Source organism: Algoriphagus aquatilis (genome assembly GCF_042657405.1).
Lineage (GTDB): Bacteria > Bacteroidota > Bacteroidia > Cytophagales > Cyclobacteriaceae > Algoriphagus > Algoriphagus aquatilis.
On record NZ_JBHSKS010000001.1, the window covers coordinates 504,890 to 529,061 of the forward strand.

Below are 24,172 nucleotides of genomic sequence, written 5' to 3' on the forward strand. Positions count from 1 at the left end.
TAGGTTTTGTTTACCACTTGGAAAAATTATAGCATGCGTTGGGTTAATCGGATTTTGAAAGTACTCGCTTTGGTGGTGCTTTCCTTGGTGTTTTTTTTGGCTTTGCTCTTCAGAAGTGATATTTCCGCTGATGAAGCAAACGAAAAATACCTTACTCCACAGTCTCATTTTATAGAAGTCGATGGAGTAAATGTCCATGTTCGATTTCTGGGAGAGGGTGAGCCTATCTTTTTACTTCATGGCAGCTTTTCTTCCCTTCATACTTGGGAGGTATGGCAGCAAGAGTTGAGTCCGTATTACATGACGATCTCGTTGGACTTTCCCGGGCATGGATTGACTGGCCCGGATGAGTTGAAGCGATATTCAATTGAGGATTACAGTCGCTTGGTGCTTTTACTGGCAGAAAAGCTAAATCTTCACAAATTTCACCTTGCGGGCAATTCCATGGGTGGGGCTGTTGCGCTGCAAGTAGCTTCTGATCGTCCGGATAAGGTCCTTTCGTTAAATCTGATCGACGCCTCCGGAGCACCTAGGAGAGAAACAAGAGTGCTCGATTCTACCCAAACTCAGCAAAGAGGTGGTGGTGCGTGGATTTTTAAAGTGGCGACCAACCCAATTTTTTCCAAAATACTTCTGAAGTGCACGCCTAAGTTTTTGTTTGCGATGAACATGAAAGAGGTCTATGGGGATGATAAAAAAGTCACGGATCAAGCGGTCACGAGGTACTATGAATTGCTGCTAAGGGAAGGAAATAGGCAGGCTACGATCGATCGATTGACTCAACCTAGAGCATCTTCAATCCAGTTTGAGCGAATTGCGATGCCGACGTTGATACTTTGGGGAGCGAAGGATACCTGGATTCCGCTTGCACAAGGTCAGGCCTTGGAAAAAGCCATTCCAGGTTCTAATCTGGTGGTCTTTGAGGAAGCAGGACATGTACCCATGGAGGAAATCCCGACGGAGTCTGTCGCAGAATACCTAAGCTTTCTCGGGGTAGAAGTAAGAAAAAACTACCTTGAGCCACCCAAACAAGTGGCTTATGCAGATTGAATTTCTGATTTATCTTTTGTTGGCCTCGCAGGTGGCCCTCATTTTAATTTTCCTTTCAGGAAGAAATAAGTCAAAGGAAAATCAACTTCTTCGAGATGAACTCCAACGCATCAATCGAGACCTCAATCTGGCTCTGACTGAGGCAAGGAAAGAGTCCTCAGAAAATCTGATTCGACAGTTTCAATTGGTTTTTGAAAACCAACGATCAGGTTCCAAAGATCAAAATGAAGCCTTGAGACAATTTGGGGATACTTTCAGACAATCGATGCAGGATCTCAGCAACATGCAGCGTGAAAAGCTTTCCGAGCTCAGTCGTAGACAAGAGGAACTGGTCAAGAATACCGAAGAGCGACTTGAGAAGATTCGAGAGACTGTTGACGAAAAGCTACAAAAAACACTCGAAACCAGACTAGGCCAATCCTTTGAGCTGGTAAGTAATCAGCTTCAAGCGGTCCAAAAGGGTCTGGGTGAAATGCAAAGCCTAGCCAATGGAGTAGGGGATCTCAAGAGAGTCTTGACCAATGTCAAGAGTCGAGGGGTGTTGGGTGAATACCAGCTTCAGGCCATCTTGGAAAACCTGCTTTCCCCGGATCAATACCTAGTTAATGCTTCAGTGAATGGCTCGAGAGATCGGGTGGAGTTTGCTATCAAAATGCCCGGTCAGGAGGAGGCTGTATTGTTACCGATTGATTCCAAGTTTCCTCAAGAATCCTACTTGAGATTGGTAGATGCTTATGAAGCCAATGACAAAACTACGATTGACTTTTCCCGAGCCGAACTGATCAAAGCAGTAAAAAAATCAGCTGCTGATATCCAATCCAAATACATTCATCCCCCCGGTACAACAGATTTTGCCATTCTTTTTCTTCCAGTAGAAAGCCTTTATGCAGAGATCCTTAGGGAACCAGGGCTAGCCCAGCAGATGCAGCAGGATTACAAAGTCATTGTCACCGGACCAACAACGCTTTCGGCAATTTTAAATTCCCTTCAAATGGGATTTCGCACCTTGGCCATCCAAAAAAGAAGTGCGGAAGTGTGGCAGGTCTTGGGAGCGATTAAGACTGAATTTGGGAAGTTTGGAGAATTGCTGGAACGAACCCAAAAGAAACTCACCGAGGCAAATTCGGAGTTGGACAAGTTGGTGGGAGTGCGGACGAGGGTGATTCAGCGTAAGCTTAAAGAAATCCAAGAACTCCCTGAAGCCCAGTCCAAAGACCTATTGGATGACTGATGGAATCCTTGTCTGATTCTAAAAAAAAGCCTCGAAAGGCTTTTTCAATTCGGTTGTTTACTTACCTTTTCTGAAGTTTTGAAAACAAAGTGGCTTAAATCCTGAAAACCACAGGTAAAGCATTTAATTTTGCCACTTCTTCGATCACCAGAATTGCCTCTATGGGAATGAGTATTGTGATCGCAGGCGCTGGAGATATGGGATATCACCTCGCTGAGCGATTGAGTTATGACAACAAGGATATCACCCTGATTGATACCGAACGTGATGTCTTGGATTATGCAGCTTCCAAGCTGGATGTGCTGACCATTCAAGGAGACGCTACCTCTCTGGATATTTTGCAGCAAGCTAATGTTGACCAAGCTCATATGGTCTTGGCAGTTACGACTTCCGAAAAAACCAATATTGTGACTGCTTTACTTGCCAAGCAATTAGGTGCTAAACGGGTGATGGCTAGGGTTCGAAACCATACTTACCTCAAGGAAGACAATGTCCCTTATTTCAATAATTTGGGTATTGACAACCTAATTTCTCCGACTATGCTTTGTTCGCGAGAGATTTTTAACATGATTGAAAACTCCAGCTTTACGGAGGTTTTTGACTTTGGCGGAGGCAAACTCAATATTGTAGGGATTACCCTTGACCAATACAATCCACTGGTCAATCAGCGAATCATGGATACCAAGTCCAACCCGATTTATGAGGACATCCGGATTATCGCTATTGTAAGGGATCAAAAGACCATTATTCCCAGAGGAAATACTATTCTGAGAAATAATGATCATGCCTACTTTATTTCTTACAAGAAAAATTCAGAATCAATCATTGAGGCTCTTGGCCAAAAAAAGGTCAAGATCAAAAATATCATGATTATCGGTGGAGATGATATGGCAGTCACCACAGCCATTAAGCTTCAGGATAAATACCGCGTCACCTTGGTGAATAAAGAAAAGGAACGTTGCAAATGGCTAGCCGAACACCTTCCGAATACGTTGGTCATCAATGGGGATTATAAAAATATCGAAATGCTAGTGGAAGAGGGGTTGGAGCAAATGGATGCATTTTTGGCACTTACCGAATCTTCTGAAACTAATATCATCACCAGTCTTTCGGCTAAAAATCACGGAGTTTATAAGACTATTGCCCATGTAGATACCCGAGAATACATCCACATCTCTCATAGTATTGGAGTCGATTCTCTGATCAACAAACGATTGGTGGCAGCCAATGAGATTTCCAGATACCTTAAAAAAGGTACGGTGGATGCTGTATCCGGAATCTATGGGGTCGATGCGGAATTTATCCAATACAGTGTCTGCAAAACCAACCGTTTGACCAAGCACCCGATACGAGAACTTCATTTTCCGGAGACAGCCTTGGTAGCAGGAGTGATCCGAGATGAAGAAGTATATATTCCTGATGGTGATTTTAGACTACAAATAGGGGATAAAGCCATTGTTTTTGCCTTGCCGGAGGCAAAAGTTTCTTTGGAAAAACTGTTTCATTAAGGCATGATTCACCTCAAGGCCATCGGTAAAATCATGGGAGCGCTCTTGTTCTTAATAGGAGTGCTAATGCTTCCAGCTGCTTCCATTTCATGGATCTATCGAGAAGATTCTTCTCCCATCATGATTTCAGCAGCCATCTCATTATTCATAGGAATGGCACTTTTCTTTTCATTTTCAAAGCAAGATGAATTTGTGAGAAAGAGGGAAGGATACCTCATTGTAGCCCTCAGCTGGATTTTTATGACAGGATTTGGGATGCTTCCATTTATCCTCTCCAAAGAAATTACCAGTGTTTCGGATGCACTTTTTGAGACCATGTCAGGATTAACTACCACGGGTGCCTCAATTTTGACTGATATCGAGGCAATGCCCAAGGGCTTGCTTTTTTGGAGAAGCATGACTCAATGGATCGGTGGATTGGGAATTATTGTATTGACCGTTGCCATTTTTCCTCTTTTGGGGATCGGTGGTATTGAGCTTTTTGTAGCCGAATCTCCAGGACCAACTTCTGATAAGGTTCATCCGAGAATTTCCGAAACTGCCAAACGTCTTTGGTATGTGTATGGCGGTCTAACGGCTTTGGCAGCAATCCTATATTGGGCAGGAGGCATGACACTTTATGATGCGGTGAATCACGCGTTGACAACACTGGCTACAGGTGGTTTTTCAACAAAAAACGCCTCTATGGCATACTATGATGCCTATCCATTTATCCAGTATACTGCAGTAGTATTTATGTTTTTAGCAGGTACGAACTTTACCCTCATTTACTTTGGACTGGTGGGTAAGTTTAGTCGGATATTGAAAAGTGATGAGTTTAAATCCTACGCTTTAGCGGTGGTCATGCTTTCTTTCATTTTGTTCGTTCCGATTTATGCTCAGTCTGATTACGGTTGGGAGTTTTCCTTGCGTAAAGCGATGTTTCAAGTGGTTTCCCTGATTACGACCACAGGTTTCGTATCAGATGACTATACCCAATATGGTCAAGGAGTGGCCTTTATTTGTTTTATGCTATTGTTTTTGGGTGCATCTGCTGGTTCTACGGCAGGAGGGATCAAGTTTGTTCGTCACGCTACTTTCTTGAAAAATACCTGGCTAGAGTTTAAGCGGATTGTTCACCCTAGAGCAGTTGTTCCTTTGATTATCAATGGAGAACGAGTAACAGGGAGGATCATCAATAACATCATGAACTTTTTGCTCATCTATCTGATCACATTCGTGGTGGGATCTTTGGTGATATCCTTGATGGGGTATGATTTTGCAACATCTTTAGGTGCGGTAGCCACCTGTTTGGGCAATGTTGGACCTGCCATTGGGGATGTGGGTCCAGTCGATAATTTTGCATTCTTTTCTCCACAGGCTAAAGTGATGCTGTCGTTTTTGATGCTCTTGGGAAGACTTGAATTGTTTACGATTCTGATTTTATTCACTCCGTTTTTCTGGAGAGCCAATTGATCAGTCCATTTCCATTTGTGCCAAAATCTTAGCCACTTTGTCCTCCACACTTTCGGAAGAAATATTGGTTCGGCTGAGTCTGTCCACCATGATCGGGAAAGAGAATGGTGTAAACTGAGTTGGATGCTTCACAACGATCTCTAAGCGATTCAGTTTTTTCATCGCTTGGATAAACATCTCCTGTTCCATTTGTTGATTCAGCGCTTCTTCGCGTGCCTGTTTTAGTAGAAGGTTATCCGGATCGTACTGCTCAAAGACCTGGAAGAGCAAACTTGAATTAGCCTGGATGTGCTTAAAGGAGGTGGGTTTGCCGGGGTAACCCTGAAAGACCAAACCGGCTATACTCGCAATCTCTCTGAATTTCCTTCGTGACATCTCGCTTTCATTCACACAGTGGAGAATGTCATCTTCGATATTTTTTAGACTAAAGATATCCTCTTCCAAAATCTCTTCGGCAGAAATAGGTACGTCCGACAGAATCTCAAAACCATAATCATTCATCGCCATATTGAGCGAAACGGGGAAACTCTGAGAAATCCGGTAGGCAATCAGCGCACTCATCAGCTCGTGCATCATGCGCCCTTCGAAGGGATAGAAAAATAAATGATATCCGTCCCGACTTTGTAGGGATTCGATAAGAAAAGTGTTTTCGTCCGGGACGATGGAAAGCTTACTCTGTAAATCCAGAATCGGTAAGACCTTTCGTACTTCCTCCGAGCGGATGATTCCTTGGTTGTATTCCCGGAAAATTTCCCTGATTTTGTGCGAAAGCATGGAGGAAAGCGACATTCTTGCACCCATCCAACTCACCACATTGCTGTTTTTCTTTTCGGTGACTTTGACAAAGACATCAAGTCCTTTTACCTGAAGCAACTCCAGATTCCTTCCGGCAAAGAAAAAACGGTCGCCTGTTTTCAGTTTGGAAATGAAGTATTCCTCGACAGTGCCCAGGTAGGTGCCGTTTTTGAATTTCACTTTCAGGGCCACATCACTCACAATGGTACCCATGCTGAGGCGATGCTTCATGGCTATTTTCTTGTTTTTCACCCGATACTTTCCATCCTCATCTTCCACTACTTTGAGGAAATCTTCATAGCTGCCCAGTGATGCACCACCCTTGGTAATGAAATCCATCACCCATTGAATTTCTTGATCGGAAAGCTTGGTGAAAGAAGAAGTCTTTTTCACTATCGGGAAAATCACTTTTGGATCAAACCCATCACCTACTGCCAAGGTGACCAAAAACTGAATCAGCACATCGTAGGGGAGTTCGGGCGTAAACTGAGACTCCATTTCTTCCTGCTCAATCGCACTTCTTAGAGCCGCCACTTCAATCAATTCAAGCGAATTGGTCGGCACAAAGTAGATCTCGGAAGGTAATCCAGGCTGATGACCTGCCCGGCCTGCTCGCTGTACAAATCGTGAAACTCCCTTCGGGCTTCCCACCTGAATCACCCGATCCACAGGTCTGAAATCCACACCCAAGTCCAAGCTCGAGGTACAAACTACCAGCTTGAGTATGCCTTCATGAAGCGCATTTTCTACCCAAGACCTTACGGAGGTGTCAAGCGAACCATGATGCATGGCAATCCAGCCTGCCCAATCGGGACGGGCTTCCAATATTTTCTGGTACCAAATCTCTGTTTGCGAACGGGTATTGGTGAAAAGAAGCACAGATCTACCTCCCTCAATGATCTCGATCACCTGATCCATCAGCTTGATTCCCAAGTGCCCCGACCACGGGTATTTCTCTATTTCCTCCGGAAAAACAGAATGGATGATAATCTCCTTTTCCACCTTGGCTTTCACGATGTGGACAGGAAGGTTGCTGCCCAAAAGAGTTTGAGCGGCTTGGCTTAGATTGCCGATGGTAGCTGATACTGCCCAACGCTTGAATCTGTTGGGGTTGATACTTTGCATGTATTCCAATGCCAACTGCACTTGTACGCCGCGTTTATTTCCCACTAGTTCATGCCATTCGTCTACGACTACGGCGCTGAGGGATTGGAAAAGCTCTTTGTGATCCTTTTGAGAAATCAGAATGTGAAGTGTTTCCGGTGTAGTGATCAAACACTCCGGAGGCCTTCGCTTCATGGCTGAGCGAGTTTTGGGGTCGGTGTCTCCATTTCGTACAGCCACTTGCCAAGGCAGACCGATCACCTCACAGACTTCTTGCATGGCTTTTTGGAGATCTTGTGCCAAAGCCCGAAGCGGCGTCACCCAAATAAGCTGGATTCCATTGTTTTGAGGTTTTTGCCAAGTATCAGGATGGTTTTCGATGTATTCTAAAAGTGCCGGAAACCAAAGTGCAAAGGTCTTTCCAGAACCAGTGGGTGCATTGAGCAATCCGGATTTTCCGTCCAAAAAGTCTTGCCAAGCTTGGATTTGGAAAGGAAAGGGAGTCCAGCCTTTCTTTTGAAAGTACTCCAGTCCGATTTTTAGTCGCTTATCCTCCATACTGCTTTAGCAAGGCTTTGAGGTCCTCCAACGTGTTGGCCTCCTCCTTGGGTTTGTCTTTTCTCCAGCGTGAAATTCGAGGAAATCGCAATGCAATCCCACTTTTGTGACGAGGGCTGTCTTGAATTCCTTCAAATGCAATTTCAAATACCAATTCAGCTGTGACAGTACGAACCGGACCAAATCGCTCTCGTGTGTTTTTCTTGACAAATGCATCCACCTCTCGGATTTCTGCATCGGTCAATCCCGAATACGCTTTGGCAAAAGGAACTAATGCTTCTCCATCCCATACCGCAAAGGTGTAATCCGTGTACAAATCAGCCCTGCGACCATGGCCTTTTTGGGCGTAGATCATGACGCCATCTATGGTCAAGGGTTCGATTTTCCATTTCCACCAGCTTCCACGCTTTCGTCCGGTTTCATAGCTCGAAGAGGCCTTTTTCAGCATTAGACCTTCGGCTAGGTAATCCCTTGAGGACTGCCTGATTTGGGTCAGTTCTTCCCAGGACTGGGCTTGCACGCGTTGGGAAAGCTCGAATCGGGGATGCGGATTGGACTGATGGAGAGATTCCAAAAGCGATCTTCGTTGGTGCATGGGCCAGTTTCGAATATCTTGACCTTTCCATTCTAGGATATCATAAGCGATAAAGCTTACAGGAGCTTCCTGCAACTGTTTTTTGCTGATGTTTTTTCTACCAATTCGAGTTTGAAGAATTGAAAAAGGGAGTGGGAGACCGTTTTGGAAAGCGATGATTTCACCATCCAACACAGTGCCTTCGGGAAGGCTTGCCGCCAAATCCAAGATTTCGGGAAATTTCTCGTTTACCAGTTCTTCTCCACGGCTCCAGATGAAGGATTGATTTTCTCTGCGGATCAACTGTCCCCGAATACCGTCCCATTTCCATTCAGCAATCCATTCCTCGATTTCTCCCAAATCAGAAACAGCAACTTCTAAAGGATGCGCGAGGAAAAAGGGATAGGGTTTGGAACTGTCTTTGGTCACTCCTACAGGAGATCTTAGCATCTCCATGGTGGTTTGTTCGGGATCCCAATTTCCCATCAAGGCATGGGCAATTTGTGATTTGTCTACTCCAAGGTGCTTGGCGAGGGCTTGAATGATAAGGCTTTGGCTTACGCCAATTCGGAATCCTCCGGTGATTAGTTTGTTGAAAACAAATCGCTCTGTTCGATCAAGACAATCCCAGGAAGAGCGAATGAATTTCCTTTTAGTTTCTTCCTCTTGATTTTCAAGTGATTTTAATTCCTCAATCCAATCGGATAAGTTTTTCTCATGGCTGGACTGACCAGGTGGAAGCAGGAGTGCGATGGTCTCGGCTAGGTCCCCCACGGATTGATAACATTCTTCAAACAACCAATCGGGTATGCCAGCCTGTTCTTGGCACCAGGTTCGCAATTGGCGTGTATTGACTTGGCGTTTGGGTCTTCTGTGAGAGAAAATTGCAATTCCCCAGATTTGGTCTTCAGGAGATGCCGTTTTAAAAAAGGATTCCAAAGCCTCGAGTTTATCTCCGGTTTTGTTGGACTGATCCAGTCTAGTAATTAACTCCGCAAAATTTTTCATGATTGAGCGCTGCTTTAACCGGATTTGATGAGAAGGAAGAATTGCTTTGCGGGCGAAATTGATAATTTTAGAAGAAAAATGAACAGCATCTACATGCTCTTCGTTTTAGCTCAAAACTGGCAATCCATGAAAAAGTTACTTCTTGTTTTTTTAGCAGCTCTTTTCTTTACCTCATGTTCGGAGTCTAAGGAAGAAAATTACACGGGTGAAGAATTGGAGTTTTCTTTATATCAATCCAGTACCTATAATTTTCGAGGAAAGGTGCTGATCAGAGAAATGACCAATGGTGGCTTGGAGATGACTTTACGAATGGATGGATCAACAGCTAACACGGATTATACCTATCCTGCTCATTTGCATTTTGGAAGTTACGATCAGAAGGACAGCCCGATTGCTTTTTTGCTGAATCCAGTATCTGCCAGAAGTCTGGAATCTGTGACTGTCTTGGGGATTTTGTCTGATGGTTCCAAACTTACCTTCGAATCGATGAAATCCTTTGATGGGCATATCAAAATCCACCTGGCCAACGAAGGTCCTGATTACGGAGTGATTCTCGCCTCGGGTAATATTGGTCCAAAATCAACAGCCAAGTTTGCTCTTGACCAATTGGCTATATGTGGGAACACATTTTAAAAATTAGACTGAATGGCCAGTTTTCCTGATCAGATTTAAATTATTTTTTTAATTCTTATTGGTGTTCTGTAATTCAATTTCGAATTGACTGATTTGTTTTTTCCTTTCCTTAGCTTAGTTTCATAGCTCATAGTTTTTATTATGACCTCAATTCAGAAAAGTTATCTATTCGCTGTCCTCGTACTAATGGTTTTATCCTGCAGCGGGAAAGAATCTGTTGAGGAAGAAAAGATGGATACCCAACCATCTGAGGAGTCCATGGAGGCAACTTTTCAAAAGTTAGAACTCGGTCTCAGTCAAAAATCAGCCTGGAAATCGCATTGGACAAGCCAAGGTATCAACATGGCAATGGAGGAATTTGAGTGGGTATTTACGGACTCCATAGATCCTATGGAAATGCCTGAAAAAAATCCTATTCTGGTGGGAGATCCTCTTTTTCCTTACCAGTTTGCCCATCCTGAAGGCAATGGTACCGTCGATATTTATTCTTACAAAATTGAAGCACAAGACGGATTGGATAAGCCTTACCTTAATCCTGACTCAGAAGTGATTTGGTATCGGGCGGATGGAATGAAGGAGCGTTTGCTCTTTATGGGACCTTCTGGGATGTTTGAAGAAGGCCTTTGGTTGAGTCCGAGTGAGTTTTTGGTCATGGGATATTTTCAGGAGGATGAAGGATTTAGACCCATGCTTTGGCTTATTCGTACTGACAAGCATCTGTTGAGCCAATTTAAATTGAAAAAGGTGGTTGGTGAGTATTCTCCTGAATCGTATCTGAGTCGTAGGCTGAAGGGATTGGACCTTTCCACAAATGGAAATTGATTTTTTAAAAGAACTGTTGTCTAAAGCTTTTCAAAACCCTTTGCCGGGAATGGATGCTCATCTTCACATGTCGCCACTACCGGTGGATATGAGGAGATTTTCTCCAAAAATTCCAGACAATCACCGAAAAAGTGCTGTCCTTCTTTTGTTTTTTCCTGAGGATGGAAAAGGTTTTTTTCCGCTGATTAAACGACCTGTATACCCAGGTGTCCATAGTGGTCAAGTAGCTTTGCCAGGAGGAAAAGTAGAGCCAAATGATCCGGATGTGTATTTTACCGCACTCCGAGAAGCAGAAGAGGAGATTGGAATTGAGGCCGGAAAGGTGGAAGTATTGGGAAGACTATCAGATTTGTATATTCCGACCAGTAATTTTTTGGTTTCTCCTGTGGTAGGATTCCTAGCCGAGACGCCATACTTGGTACCTGAGCAAAAGGAAGTTGCTCGAATCATCAGAACTGAAGTTAGCTCAATTTTTCAACCCCAAATCAGAAAACGAACTCAGCTTGATCTAGGTGGAGGTTTACAGTTGGAAACACCTTACTTTGAAATTGATGGAGAGATAGTATGGGGTGCTACGGCTATGATCCTGAGTGAATTGATTCACCTATTGGAAGGGAAAAAGGCCTAGAAATTGGTCTTTTTGGGCTTTTGTTGGTATTGTTGTACTTAGAAATTAAGCCCAAATTATGGAAGAAAGCACTCCTTTATTGACCAATGATGCAGTAGTTTTTGGTCTGCTCATGGCGACCTTAGCCTTTGTTTTTGCAAGTTCAGCGAGTAAGCATCCATTTTGGGTTAAGTTTTATACCTATGTGCCTACAGTTCTCCTGTGTTATTTCATCCCGGCAGTTTTCAATTCCTTGGGCTTGATTTCAGGAGAGTCTTCCAATTTATATAAAGTCGCCTCCCGCTATTTGTTGCCTGCTTCTTTGGTCCTATTTACGATCAGTATTGATCTTAAAGGAATATTGAAGCTGGGGCCCAAAGCCTTGACCATGTTTTTGGCGGGCACGGTAGGGATTATGCTCGGAGGACCTTTTGCTTTGATTGTTGTTGGCTTGATTTATCCGGATATCTATGCGGGTACCGGGCCGGATGAAATATGGAGAGGATTATCGACCATCGCGGGTAGCTGGATTGGAGGAGGTGCCAATCAGACAGCGATGCTGGAGGTATTTGGTGCAAGTCCGGTACTCTTTGGACAAATGATTGCGGTAGATGTTTTGGTTGCCAACCTGTGGATGGCCTTTTTACTTTATTGGGCTGCCAAACCTGAAAAGCTGGACAAACTGCTAAAAGCAGATACCACTGCTATTTATGAATTGAGGGACCGAATCGCGAAGTTTCGAGAAGGGATTATGAAGATCCCGAGTCTAAAGGATACCATGCTGATTTTCGGAATTGGTTTTGGAGTCACGGGAGTTTCCCATTTTGCAGCCGACTACATCGCACCTTGGTTTGGGACTAACTATCCAGAATTGGATCAGTATTCCTTGAATTCAGCTTTTTTCTGGATTGTGGTGATTGCTACGACAGCGGGTTTGCTTCTTTCGTTTACCAAAGCTCGGGAATTGGAAGGAGCAGGAGCTTCCAGAATGGGTTCAGTTCTTCTTTACGTGCTGGTGGCTACTATTGGGATGCAAATGGATCTTGGAGCTGTGTTGGATAATCCCATTTTATTTTTAATCGGGATTATTTGGATTGTTTTTCATGTATTGATCATGATAGTGGTAGCTTGGATCATCAAAGCGCCGTTTTTCTATGTTGCCGTAGGAAGTCAGGCAAATGTGGGTGGTGCAGCGTCTGCCCCTATTGTTGCTTCGGCATTTGATGCGTCGTTGGCACCAGTAGGAGTGTTATTAGCCGTGTTGGGTTATGCTGCAGGCACCTATGGCGCTTACCTGAGTGGCTTGATGATGCAGTGGATATCCGGTTTGTGATGAAGCACTCAAAGACCTTGGTTTTTTGTTGTACAGGATCGGATTGTAAAAAATCCGGAGGTAAATCGCTGAGGAAAGAACTTAAGGAGTCTGCAAAGTCAGGTGACATAAAAGGCAATGTAAAGCTGATAAGAACCCAATGTATGGATATGTGCAAATCTGCTCCGGTGGTAATTGTAGGAGATCATTTTTGCAAAAAAGCCACTTTGGATGTTGTTCTTTCGCAAATAAATAAGCCCTGATATTTCAGGGCTTTTGTGTTATAGTTTTGTAGTCTTTACTGCAGTTCCACTGACGGTGACCATTAGCATGCCTTCTCGGATGGTTTCATAATCTAGGTCAATACCGATGATGGCATTAGCTCCAAACTGTCTGGCCTGCATTTCCATTTCAGCCATGGCAGTAGCTTTAGCCTCGCGGAGTACTTGTTCATAGGCAGAGGATCTACCACCTACGATATCGGTGATACTTGCGAAAAAATCTTTGAAAATATTCGCGCCGATGATGGTTTCACCGGAGACTAATCCTAAATATTGGTCAATGTGATAACCTTGGAGTGTGCTGGTAGTGGAAATAATCATAATGGGGTTTGTTTAAGATTTAACTAGCATTGTCACGAGTGCTGGGGTAAAAAGTTTTGCCTTTTAGGTCAATTCATGATGTGAACCTTCTGATCTTTTACAAAATTGTAACCCGATAAAGGAAATGCCTTTCTTAAAAAGTAGTTTTTTCTCTTAAAAAGTTTTCCCAAGTTAGGGGAGTGAGTTTTAATCCTATGGATCAATTTCAACAATTCGATATTTCGGACTTTTTCAATCAACTCGAAGAACCACTTTTTTTAATGGACTCTGACGAGATTATTTTTTTCAACAGGTATTTTCTGGAGAATTTTGTTTCCATAGGGGACAATTGGAAAGACTATTTTAGGCAGCCAGCTCATCTACTTGTCCTTGAAAATTATTTCTTGGAAGGAAAGGGATCCTTGCCAAAAGTTCAAGTTCCACTTACCACCAAATCCGATCAGGATGTATTGCATGAATGGTGTTTTACCCCTTTGCCATCAAGTTATTCATCTCGTTTTTTGATTGCGAAAGGTCAAAAGATCCAAAAAACTGACGATTCTGTTCAAACTCGGCAGGATGCCCTTGAAGATGCTTTAGGTCGGGAGCATGGATACATGCAGAGTATTCTTACCAATTACCATGACCTGATAGCTATTTTCGATCAGGACGGGAATTACCTCTACGTCAGTAATTCGGTAGAAAAAAATATCGGTATTCCTGCCTCTGATCTCTTGGGTAGAAACTATAAGGAGTTTATAGCAGCTGGCATATTCGAAATAGTCAAGGGTAGCTTTGATGAAATTCTAAATTCAAACGAAGAAGTGGCTTTGGATTTTTGGATCAACCTTTCCACAGGTAGGCGAATCTACTTGGAGAGTTTTGCCAGAAACCTTCTTGATCATCCTCAAATTCAGGGGATCCTCTTCAGTTCGAGAGACATCACTGATTTTATCCTCACTGAGCAATCGCTTCAGCGTAGGTATGAGATCGAAAATCAAATCAATTTGGTATCAGCCCAGCTGATCAATGGTCGCTGGTCTAATTTGGAAGATGAGTTTGACAAAGCTTTAGTACAGTTTGGAGAAATGCTTCAGGCTGAGGAATCCAAAATTCTCATCATAAACCGAGACACTCGCGAATTGGAAATTTTGAATCACTGGACTAAATCTGGAGATCAATCTACGGTGGCTAGCCCAAGGTATTTTGGGCTGATTAATTCGGTCAAGAGTGAATTGGAGAACGGAAAAGTTATTCTAAGAACCTTAAGGCTTAAATCCAAACTGAACAGGGAAGAGGTAGAACGTAAAATGCTTCTGGTTCCACTTATTTCCGGTCAAAGACTCCTGGGGATCATCCAATTCGAATTTATTCAGGGAGTTTTCTTTTTTGAAGAAAAGGAAATTCAGGTTTTCAAGCAATTGGGGGATATCTTGGCTGGAGCATACCTTGGCAGTCAAATGATGAGGAGGCTGCAGCGAAATGAAAACTTACTTGCAAACACTGAAATACTTTCCAGCTCAGGTTCGTGGAGGTTTGGGGCTCATAACAAGCGATTTCATTTTTCAGCCGGATTGTCCAAGCTCCTTGGGATGGGTGATCGACCTGTCATCACGGATTTTGCTGTATTGATCTATAAAATAGACAAAGCATTCAGAAAGGAATTTATACACAACCTGAAGCAGGCTTCTGAAAATCTCCAGCGCACTTCGGGAGAGTTTACGATTACCGCTCAAGATGGCAAATCAAAGCACATCAGTTACGAGATTGAAGGGAAGCGCGACTACCTCAGCCAAGGATTGGAGATTTACGGGTTTTGTACAGATATCACACATAAAAGAGCTGCAGATGGATATCTGAGATTGCAATCCCAAATCCTTGCACAGGTTTCCGATCCAATTGTAGTCACAAATCTTTCCCTGGAAGTGATCTATCTCAACGAAGCGGCGGTGCAACTCTGCTGTCCAGGGACTGCCCAGTCCTTTAGGGGTCAGCTTGAGGATTTACTAGAGATAGATTGGAGAGAAAATGAGGATCTCAAAGAGATTGCTGAATCTCTGAATCAAAAAGAAAATTGGAAATCTGAACAATTTATCAAAACTCTCCATTCAAAGGCATCCCCTTTTGAAATGACTTTACAGCCAATATTTTCAGAAGGGGAAGAAAAAATCGGTTATTCATTCATTCTTCATAGTCTTGCAGAGAAGTACAAATCAGAGCAGGTGGCCCGAAGGGCAAAGTTGATCATTGAAAATAGCCCCGTTGTTCTTTTTCGAGTTGACCCCAGCGATGAATACCGGATTAAATACATCTCTGACAACATCAATAGATTTGGATACGACGCCGACTACCTGATTAGAAATGAGGTTTCATTTCTTAATTTGGTTCATCCAGATGACAAAGAAGTCATCTTGGACCTGGCTAAAATTCAGACGGTTCAAGAGGGGATTAAATCATTTTCTGGGGAATACAGAATCAGAACCACACAAGGGGAGTTCATCTGGGTAGAGGATCGTACTTCTGATGTAAAAGATGATATTGGAAACATCATTTTGCATGAGGGCCTTTTTCAGGATATCTCCGATCGAAAGCGGATAGATACGATTCAAAAAGAAAGAGACAAGCAATACAGGGTATTGGCGTCCAACATACCGAGGACAAATATTTTTCTTCTTGATTCCCAGCGAAGGTACATTTTGGCAGAAGGCAGCAATTTTGCCGCTTGGGGCTTGAGAAGGGAAGATTTTGAAGGTAAGCATCTCAGCGAACTTCAGCTGACTTCTTACGAACAAGTGAGTCAGCTCCTCGATAGGGTCTATTTTGATCGGGAAATTGTCGAGTCGGAATTCTCTCTCAATGGAAGGCACTACCATCGAATAATCCGTCCAATTATAGAAAATGATCAGGTGCAATATGCTCTCAGCATCATTCGGGACATACAGGAGGAGCATAAGGCCAAGCAGGATTTAATCAATTCTGAGGAAAAATACAGGAGCCTGGTGGAGGAATCGACCGAAATAATCTTTTCACTCTCCGAGACATTCATGCTGCAGTATGTATCTCCAAATGTGAAGCAATTCCTGGATTACAGTTCTGAAGAAGTGACTGGCAGAAGTATTTTTGAGTTTTTGAATCCTGATGACCTTGATCAGTTTCGGGTCATGTTGGAGGAGAAGAAAGATCTGCTTTCCTCAACTCAGTTTTTGGAGTTTAGACTTAGACATCGCAATGGTACCTACAGGGTTTTCAGCTCCAATGGTAAACTGATTCAGGACAAATCTGGACAGCAGCGCTTTTACACCGGGATTGCGCGTGATGTGTCAAAGCTAAAAGAAGCAGAACAGGAGCTCAGAATAGCCAAAGAAAAGGCAGAACAGGCGTCTTTGGTCAAGTCGCAGTTTCTATCCGTGATGAGCCATGAGATCCGCACGCCAATGAATGCGGTGATTGGCTTAACTCATTTTCTGATGGAAGAAAATCCACGGCCTGACCAATTGGAAAACCTTAAAACCCTTCAATTCTCAGCCGAGAATCTAATGGCTCTGATCAATGATATCCTGGATTACAATAAGATTGATTCTGGAAAAGTAGAATTGGAGCGAATTTCCTTTGATTTGAGAAATGTCGTACACAGGATTGTTCATTCACATAGTTTTCAGGCTAATGAAAAAAGCTTACGGCTCAGCTGTGAAATCGACGAAGCTATTCCGGAAACTTTGATCGGCGATCCACTTCGCCTCGGGCAGGTAATTAATAATTTGGTTTCGAATGCCGTCAAGTTTACGGAAAGGGGTTTTGTGAGAATTTCGCTTTTAAGAGAAAATGTAAAAGAAGGTAAAACTGAAATCAAATTCCGATTTGAAGATTCCGGAATAGGGATACCGGATGCCAAAAAGAAAAGCATTTTTGAGGCATTCACTCAGGCATCTTCCTCTACTACTAGAAAATATGGAGGCACTGGTTTGGGATTGGCGATAGTCAAACGACTGGTTGAGCTCTATGGAGGTCATATCAAGCTGACAGATAGATCAGGAGGGGGAAGTGTATTTGAATTTTCGATTCCTTTTGAGCAGTTGGTTCAACCAAAACAAGAGGCAGAAAGCTCCACACCTTCCAGCTCTAAATCATTGGAAAAAGCATCCATTTTGGTAGCAGAGGATAATGTGGTCAACCAGATTTTGATCCGTAAATTTTTGACCAAATGGAATGCGGGCCAACTCTTTATCGCAAGTGACGGGAAAGAGGCCTTGGAGATTTTTGAGCAACATTCGTTTGATTTGGTTCTCCTTGATTTGCAAATGCCCGAATTGGACGGTTTTGAAGTGGCTACTTCTATCCGCCAGAATAAGAATCTTGAAAAGTCCCAAGTTCCGATTTTGGCTTTGACAGCAGCATCCTACAATGAAGTAAAAGATGAATTGAATGAGGCAGGATTTGATGATTTTGTACCCAAGCCATTTTCTCCTGAAGTGTTGTATGAGAAAATAAGTAAGGTTTTGAATTCAAAAGATCAGGGTTGAATTTTGGTTTAGCATTAATTTTGTCAAGTAGGAAATGGCCAAATCTAGCCGACCATTTTAAACCAAGTCAATGAATTACCTTAAGCGTATCATTCCTGTTTTTTTGACATTAGCTCTTGCTTATTCTGTTCAAGCTCAAAAACTGATGGAAAAAAGATCCTCGTTTTATGGCTTCACGGGCAGTTCAGGTGCTAAAATCAGACAGTTCAATGAGCTTCTTTCGGATCGAGGACTCTCACCGCTTCGAAATAGATACCGTACCTATGGTTTGGGTTATCAGACTCGAGTTAATGATTTTGTGGTTGGCTTTGAACTGACTCAGCATCAAAGCAAAACCAGTGAATTTGACCAGTTTGATATCAAGTATCGGACCTCCAGAGCTTTGTTGAATGTGGGCTATTCATTGACAGAAGAAGGAAAATTCCAGTTGATTCATTACATGTCCCTAGGAATGGGTTATATGAATTTTCAGATGCTGCCTTCTGAACAAGAATCTGATCTCAATTCTTTTTTACAAAGTCCGCAAAGAGGTTTTATTCTCCGAAAAAATGACATCCAGAAGGGAACAAACGGATTTGGGGATTTTTTGACAGAAATTGGTTTTCAAGCTAGCTATGATTTTGATCTGCCCGGTCGGAAAGAATCATTGGAAATCCTAGCCAAAGTTGGGTATTCCTTCAGTCCCTTTGAGGGAAGTTGGTCCATGAATGGTCTGGCATTTGACAATGCTCAAGCGGGTGCTTTTGTGAGAGTAGGAGCTGGAATTTCATTGCCCGATCGCAATTTTTTCTATAAAGACGCTACAATCGGAATTTCTTTGATCAGGGGTATTCATTTTTCTTCACCGGATAAATTCAATGCTGTATTGGAAGAAAATGGTTATCAGCCGCTACAAGGAAAACCTAGTAACTGGGGATTGCGGATACTTGGCGAAACGGATGGAATGCTCTATGGTGTGGATGTCTTCAATCTTGCGATGGATGGTCGGGCCAGCAATTCTCAAACCCACAGCTTAAACAGTCTTCGAGTTTATGGTAACGGGGGTTATAAATTCTTTCAGTATAAAAACTTTGCAATCGGTGCTATGGCTGGATTGGGATTTGGTAATCTCAGATATACGCTTTCAGCAAATGAAAAACCCGATTTCCCTGAGCTAGTCGAACAACGGTATTTTGATGGGTATCTTAAAACTGCAGGACTGATGGCTAAACCCGAAATTCTTTTTGAATATGGCATACCTATGACGGAAAGAAAGTTTTTTGATTTGGTGATCACGGCTTCGGGAGGGTATGAGGCAGGATTTCCTGGGTATAAATTGGGGGGATTACCGATGACTGATTACATGTCCGCGCCCTTTTTAACCTTTGGAATAGGCTTAAGGCCATAAGGCTGAAAAGCTTTTGTTTTTTCAAAAAAACCAGTCAAGAATTTTCATTTTGTCCCCTAAATCTCCTGTTTATTGAAGATTAGATATTACTTTTGCTTCGGCTTATCGAGAAAGACCGAGGGAAGGGCCCTGCGACGTCTTAGCAACCTGTCTACAAGGTGCTAACTCCCGTTCCGGAAATGCCGGAAATAGATGAGCGGAAGAAAGAATAGTTAGTTATTTTCTCCGTGTTTTGCTCGATTGCCTTTTTGAATTGACTTATTACAAGATGCAAAACCGAACGGAATCCCTCCTTCAATCCATTCAAAACCGAATTTTGATCCTAGATGGGGCCATGGGCACCATGATTCAGCGTTACAAACTCTCTGAGGAAGATTTCAGAACATCTGAGTTGAAGGATCATCCCAAATCGCTAAAAGGAAACAACGATTTACTGTCTTTGAGTAGGCCTGACATCATTAAGGCTATCCATAAGGAATATTTGGAGGCAGGGGCTGACATCATCGAAACCAATACTTTTTCAGGAACCACCATTGCTCAGGAAGATTATGGATTGTCTCATTTGGCTTATCAGATCAATTTTCAGTCAGCCAAATTGGCAAGAGAGGTAGCTGATGAGTTTACAGCAAACGATCCCTCCAAACCACGTTTTGTAGCAGGCGCAGTGGGCCCGACCAATCGTACTGCCTCGATTTCCCCGGATGTCAATGATCCCGGTTATCGAGCGATTACTTTTGACCAATTGGCAGAGGCCTATGCTGAGCAAGTGAGAGGCTTGTTGGATGGGGGGTCAGATATCATCTTAATTGAGACCATCTTCGATACGCTGAATGCCAAAGCTGCATTGTATGCAGTGCAGGAAGTATATGAAGAAAGAGGAATTCCCTTAGATCCCAAAGAAGGCGGAGTGCCGATCATGATCTCGGGCACTATTACCGATGCTTCGGGTAGAACGCTCTCCGGTCAGACTACTGAAGCATTTTTGATTTCCGTTTCTCACGTTCCTTTGCTCTCAGTGGGCTTGAATTGTGCTTTGGGAGCAAAAGAGCTCAGACCTTACTTAAAGGTTCTTTCTCAAAAAGCACCATTCTATGTGTCGGCCTATCCCAATGCGGGACTTCCCAATGAGTTTGGTGCTTACGATCAGGGGGCAAATGAGATGGCGGACCAGGTGCGAGACTTTTTGAGGGAAGGCATGCTAAATATTCTAGGCGGATGCTGTGGTACAACCCCTGAGCATATTAAAGCCTTGGCAAAAATGGCGGCGGAATTTCAGCCACGAAAAATTGAAGAAGAACTAGAAGAGGAGGGAAGCAATGCCTAAGCAGGACTATTTGAAACTCTCAGGCTTGGAGCCTTTGGTTTTCACCCCGACAATCAATTTTGTCAACATCGGCGAGCGAACCAATATCACCGGTTCGAAGAAATTTGCCAGACTTATCCTCAGCGGAAACTATGATGAAGCGCTGGAAATTGCCTTGGATCAGGTGAGAGGCGGTGCTCAGGTGCTCGATGTCTGCATGGATGAGGGGATGCTGGACGGTGAGTTTGCGATGGTCAGATTCCTTAATTTGATTGCTTCCGAACCAGAGATCAGTCGTATTCCCATCATGATCGATAGCTCCAAGTGGAGCATCATCTTGGCAGGTTTGAAGTGTGTTCAGGGAAAAGGGATTGTGAATTCTATCTCCCTGAAAAATGGGGAAGAAGAATTTATACAGCAGGCGAAAACGATCAAGAAGTTTGGGGCTGCCGTGGTCGTGATGGCTTTTGACGAAAAGGGTCAAGCTGATACTTACGAGCGAAGAAAAGAAATCTGCGAGCGCAGCTACCGCATCTTGGTCGATCGGATCAAATTCAATCCTCAGGACATCATTTTTGATCCGAATATTTTCCCTGTAGCTACGGGTATGGAAGAGCATCGCAGAAATGCGCTTGACTTTTTCCTTGCTACCAAATGGATTAAGGAAAACCTCCCGGGAGCTAAAGTCAGTGGTGGGGTAAGTAACGTATCCTTCTCCTTCCGTGGAAATGACCGAGTAAGGGAAGCCATGCATGCTGCTTTTCTTTATCATGCGATTCATCATGGGATGGACATGGGTATCGTCAATCCAACTATGTTGGAAGTCTATGCGGATATCCAAAAGGATCTTTTGGAGCGTGTCGAAGACGTGCTTTTTGATCGTAGGGAAGATGCGACCGAGCGATTGTTGGATTTCGCAGAAACTGTAAAAGCTGCCGATAAAAAAGAGGTGGTAAATGAAGCTTGGAGATCTCAGCCTGTATCAAAGCGTATCGAGCATGCCTTGGTGAAGGGAATTTTGGATTTTATCATTGAAGATACTGAAGCGGCAAGGCTTGAATTAGTTAATCCGCTGAAGGTGATCGAAGGCCCTCTGATGGACGGGATGAATGTGGTAGGTGATCTTTTTGGAGAAGGGAAAATGTTCCTTCCTCAAGTAGTAAAATCGGCACGGGTGATGAAAAAGGCAGTAGCCTATCTCGAGCCCTTCATGCCTTTACCGGAAGAAGGACAAGAGGCATCTTCTTTGAAGAAAATCCTGCTTGCCACCGTGAAAGGTGACGTCCATGACATCGGAAAAAACATCGTTGGAGTAGTATTGGCCTGCAATAGCTACCAAATCATCGACCTCGGTGTAATGGTGGATGCACAGAAAATAATCGATGAAGCAATCAAAAACAAGGTAGACATCATCGGATTGAGTGGTCTCATTACTCCATCCCTCGACGAAATGGTCAATGTGGCCTCTGAGATGGAGCGTCAAGGCCTAAAGATTCCTTTGCTGATCGGGGGAGCCACTACTTCCAGAATTCACACAGCGGTGAAGATTGATCCGGTCTATTCCGGAACAGTAGTTCACGTGACTGATGCGAGTAAGTCTGTTCCCATCGCAGGTGAGGCGATCTCTGAGGAAACCAAGGAGGCCTATCACAAACAAATAAAAGCTACTTACCGTGAGCTCCGCGAGGAGCACGAGGCTAAGCAGTCTGTGAAACAACTCGTCAGCTACGAAGAGGCTAAGGCCAATCCAGTAGAAATTGATTGGAGTTCATTTGAGCCGGTGAAGCCTAAAAAGCTGGGAAGAACTGTCTTGGAAGATCTGGATTTGACGGTATTGAAAAAATACATCGATTGGACACCATTCTTCAGCACGTGGATGCTTAGTGGGAAATACCCAAAAATATTCGAAGATCCAATCGTAGGAGACGAGGCAAAGCGGCTTTTCGCAGATGCGCAAGCCATGTTGGACCGATTGATTGCGGAGCGTTGGCTCTCTGCCAAGGCGGTTTTCACCTTGCTGCCTGTACAGCGAAAGCAAGATGATGCTGTCGTCTTTGAGCCGAATGATGAGAACTTTGAGATTGCCCGATTCCACTTTTTGCGTCAGCAAGGAAAGAAAGGTAAAGGAGTACCAAACCGATCACTCGCAGACTACCTGCATCCTGATCAGACAGATTACCTAGGTTGCTTTGCGGTGACAGCTGGCTTGGGAATGGAAGCAAAATTGGCCGAGTTCCAAGCGGCAGGAGACGACTACAATGACATTCTATTCAAAGCATTGGCCGATAGATTAGCAGAGGCAGCTGCAGAGTATGTACACGAGATAGTGAGAAAAGAATATTGGGGCTATTCTACGGAGGAAGGACTTGATACAGAGTCATTGATCCGTGAAGAATATCCGGGTATCAGACCTGCACCAGGCTACCCGGCATGTCCTGAGCACTCGGAAAAAGAAACTATTGCGAAACTCTTGGATCTCGAAAACACCGTAGGCATCACGCTGACTTCAAGCTTTGCGATGTATCCGACCAGCTCTGTTTCTGGGTTTTACTTCGGTCATCCAGAGTCTAAATACTTTGGATTGGGTAAAATTGCCGAAGACCAAGTTGGAAGCTATGCGATGAGAAAGGGGATTTCGATCGAACAAGCTGAGCGTCTGCTTTCCCCAAATTTGGCCTACACGCCATCCAAACAATTAGAGAATCAAACAGTATGAAGATTACCGAGCACTTAAAAAACGCAAAATCCACGCTTTTTTCATTTGAAATTCTTCCTCCTTTGAAGGGACAAAGTTTGAAAGAACTTTGCGAAGGTATTGCTCCTTTGATGGAGTTTAATCCTCCTTTTGTGGATGTGACTTACCATCGGGAAGAGTACATTTTCAAGAAACATCCTAATGGACTACTGGAAAAAGTGAGTACTAAAAAGCGTCCGGGTACAGTTGGGATTTGTGCGGCAATCATGAACCGATTTCAGGTAGATGCGGTCCCACATGTGCTTTGTGGAGGTTTTACCAAAGAGGAGACAGAAAATGTCCTGATTGATCTCAATTTTATCGGGGTAGACAATGTCTTGGCCTTAAGAGGAGATGCTCCTAAGGCTGAGCGATTTACAGCAGAACCTGATGGACACAGTTTTGCCAGCGAGTTGGTGGAGCAGATTGTGAAAATGAACAACGGAAAATACCTGCATGAAGAAACTGAGAATAGTTTTCATACAGACTTTTGTGTGGGTGTGGCAGGCTATCCGGAGAAGCATTTTGAAGCGCCTTCGATGAAGTTTGATTTGAAGTACCTGAAAGAAAAGATCGATAAAGGTGCAGAATACATCGTGACGCAGATGTTTTTTGACAATCAGAAGTATTTCGATTACGTGGCCAAAGTCCGTGAAGCGGGCATCGATGTGCCTATTATTCCGGGAATTAAGCCCATTACAACCTTGGGCCAGATTACCATGCTCCCTCGAACTTTCTTCCTGGACCTGCCTGATGCCTTGACCGATGAACTCGAGAAATGCAAAACCAATGCGGAGGTCAAAGAAGTGGGAATCGCTTGGTCCATCCAGCAGTGCAAAGAGTTGGTAGCAGCATATGTGCCTTCTTTGCATTTCTACACGATGAGTAAGGCGGATGCAACTTATAAAGTGGCTAAGGAGGTGTTTTGATCTGTTCGTTTTCCTAAAAAAAGCTCAATTCGGTGAAAGAATTGAGCTTTTTTGCTTAATG

The 24,172-nt window shown here is 43.6% G+C and carries 17 protein-coding genes and 1 riboswitch; of the genes, 14 read left to right on the forward strand and 3 right to left on the reverse strand.

Annotated features, from left to right (window positions below; all coding sequences use genetic code 11):
• Positions 1-33: 33 nt before the first annotated feature.
• The 4 genes from ACFPIK_RS02125 (at position 34) to ACFPIK_RS02140 (ending at position 5,244) form a co-directional block, all read left to right on the forward strand.
• Positions 34-1,050, forward strand: a complete 1,017-nt coding sequence (locus ACFPIK_RS02125; protein ID WP_377911722.1) for an alpha/beta fold hydrolase — start codon at positions 34-36, stop codon at positions 1,048-1,050.
• Positions 1,040-2,281 (forward strand): DNA recombination protein RmuC, encoded by a 1,242-nt coding sequence (locus ACFPIK_RS02130; protein ID WP_377911723.1) that lies wholly within the window; start codon positions 1,040-1,042, stop codon positions 2,279-2,281. The genes ACFPIK_RS02125 and ACFPIK_RS02130 overlap by 11 nt, the downstream gene beginning before the upstream one ends.
• Before the next feature lie 161 nt (positions 2,282-2,442).
• Positions 2,443-3,789, forward strand: coding sequence for a Trk system potassium transporter TrkA (trkA, locus tag ACFPIK_RS02135; protein ID WP_377911725.1), 1,347 nt, complete (start codon positions 2,443-2,445; stop codon positions 3,787-3,789).
• Positions 3,790-3,792: 3 nt separating this feature from the next.
• Entirely contained in the window at positions 3,793-5,244 is a 1,452-nt protein-coding gene (locus ACFPIK_RS02140; protein ID WP_377911727.1) for a TrkH family potassium uptake protein, read from the forward strand.
• Here the strand turns inward: ACFPIK_RS02140 and ACFPIK_RS02145 are convergent, their stop codons facing one another.
• Together ACFPIK_RS02145 and ACFPIK_RS02150 are read right to left on the reverse strand one after the other, a co-directional pair.
• On the reverse strand, positions 5,245-7,701 hold the full coding sequence (locus tag ACFPIK_RS02145) for a ligase-associated DNA damage response DEXH box helicase (protein ID WP_377911729.1): 2,457 nt from the start codon (positions 7,699-7,701) through the stop codon (positions 5,245-5,247).
• Positions 7,691-9,283: an ATP-dependent DNA ligase gene (locus ACFPIK_RS02150; protein WP_377911731.1), complete on the reverse strand. Its 1,593-nt coding sequence runs from the start codon at positions 9,281-9,283 to the stop codon at positions 7,691-7,693. Before ACFPIK_RS02150 ends, ACFPIK_RS02145 begins: the two co-directional genes overlap by 11 nt.
• Before the next feature lie 126 nt (positions 9,284-9,409).
• Between ACFPIK_RS02150 and ACFPIK_RS02155 the strand changes: the two genes are divergently transcribed.
• The 5 genes from ACFPIK_RS02155 to ACFPIK_RS02175 all read left to right on the forward strand — a co-directional run bounded on the left by ACFPIK_RS02155 (position 9,410) and on the right by ACFPIK_RS02175 (position 12,920).
• Positions 9,410-9,916, forward strand: a complete 507-nt coding sequence (locus tag ACFPIK_RS02155; protein WP_377911732.1) for a hypothetical protein — start codon at positions 9,410-9,412, stop codon at positions 9,914-9,916.
• A 186-nt stretch (positions 9,917-10,102) separates the two neighbouring features.
• Positions 10,103-10,738 carry a hypothetical protein gene (locus tag ACFPIK_RS02160; RefSeq protein WP_377911734.1) on the forward strand — a complete coding sequence of 212 codons (636 nt, stop codon included), beginning with the start codon at positions 10,103-10,105 and terminating at the stop codon, positions 10,736-10,738.
• A 49-nt stretch (positions 10,739-10,787) separates the two neighbouring features.
• Positions 10,788-11,366 carry an NUDIX hydrolase gene (locus ACFPIK_RS02165; protein ID WP_377911736.1) on the forward strand — a complete coding sequence of 193 codons (579 nt, stop codon included), beginning with the start codon at positions 10,788-10,790 and terminating at the stop codon, positions 11,364-11,366.
• A gap of 58 nt (positions 11,367-11,424) precedes the next feature.
• Positions 11,425-12,678, forward strand: a complete 1,254-nt coding sequence (locus ACFPIK_RS02170; protein ID WP_377911738.1) for a DUF819 family protein — start codon at positions 11,425-11,427, stop codon at positions 12,676-12,678.
• Entirely contained in the window at positions 12,678-12,920 is a 243-nt protein-coding gene (locus ACFPIK_RS02175; protein ID WP_377911740.1) for an NAD(P)H-dependent oxidoreductase subunit E, read from the forward strand. The genes ACFPIK_RS02170 and ACFPIK_RS02175 overlap by 1 nt, the downstream gene beginning before the upstream one ends.
• 18 nt (positions 12,921-12,938) lie before the next feature.
• Here the strand turns inward: ACFPIK_RS02175 and ACFPIK_RS02180 are convergent, their stop codons facing one another.
• A complete protein-coding gene (locus ACFPIK_RS02180; protein ID WP_377911742.1) occupies positions 12,939-13,259 on the reverse strand; it encodes a YbjQ family protein in 321 nt (106 codons plus the stop codon).
• Between the two features lie 194 nt (positions 13,260-13,453).
• On the opposite strand from ACFPIK_RS02180, the gene ACFPIK_RS02185 reads away from it, so the two are divergent.
• The 5 genes from ACFPIK_RS02185 to metF all read left to right on the forward strand — a co-directional run bounded on the left by ACFPIK_RS02185 (position 13,454) and on the right by metF (position 24,111).
• Entirely contained in the window at positions 13,454-17,758 is a 4,305-nt protein-coding gene (locus ACFPIK_RS02185; RefSeq protein ID WP_377911744.1) for a PAS domain S-box protein, read from the forward strand.
• Positions 17,759-17,828: 70 nt separating this feature from the next.
• Positions 17,829-19,145 (forward strand): hypothetical protein, encoded by a 1,317-nt coding sequence (locus tag ACFPIK_RS02190; protein ID WP_377911746.1) that lies wholly within the window; start codon positions 17,829-17,831, stop codon positions 19,143-19,145.
• A gap of 99 nt (positions 19,146-19,244) precedes the next feature.
• A riboswitch (SAM riboswitch) is annotated at positions 19,245-19,344 on the forward strand.
• 69 nt (positions 19,345-19,413) lie between these two features.
• Entirely contained in the window at positions 19,414-20,469 is a 1,056-nt protein-coding gene (locus ACFPIK_RS02195) for a homocysteine S-methyltransferase family protein (RefSeq protein ID WP_377911748.1), read from the forward strand.
• Positions 20,462-23,164 (forward strand): methionine synthase, encoded by a 2,703-nt coding sequence (metH, locus tag ACFPIK_RS02200; protein WP_377911750.1) that lies wholly within the window; start codon positions 20,462-20,464, stop codon positions 23,162-23,164. The genes ACFPIK_RS02195 and metH overlap by 8 nt, the downstream gene beginning before the upstream one ends.
• The gene (gene metF / locus ACFPIK_RS02205) at positions 23,161-24,111 is read left to right on the forward strand and encodes a methylenetetrahydrofolate reductase [NAD(P)H] (protein WP_377911752.1); all 951 of its coding nucleotides are present in this window, start codon (positions 23,161-23,163) and stop codon (positions 24,109-24,111) included. Before metH ends, metF begins: the two co-directional genes overlap by 4 nt.
• The last annotated feature ends 61 nt before the right edge of the window (positions 24,112-24,172 follow it).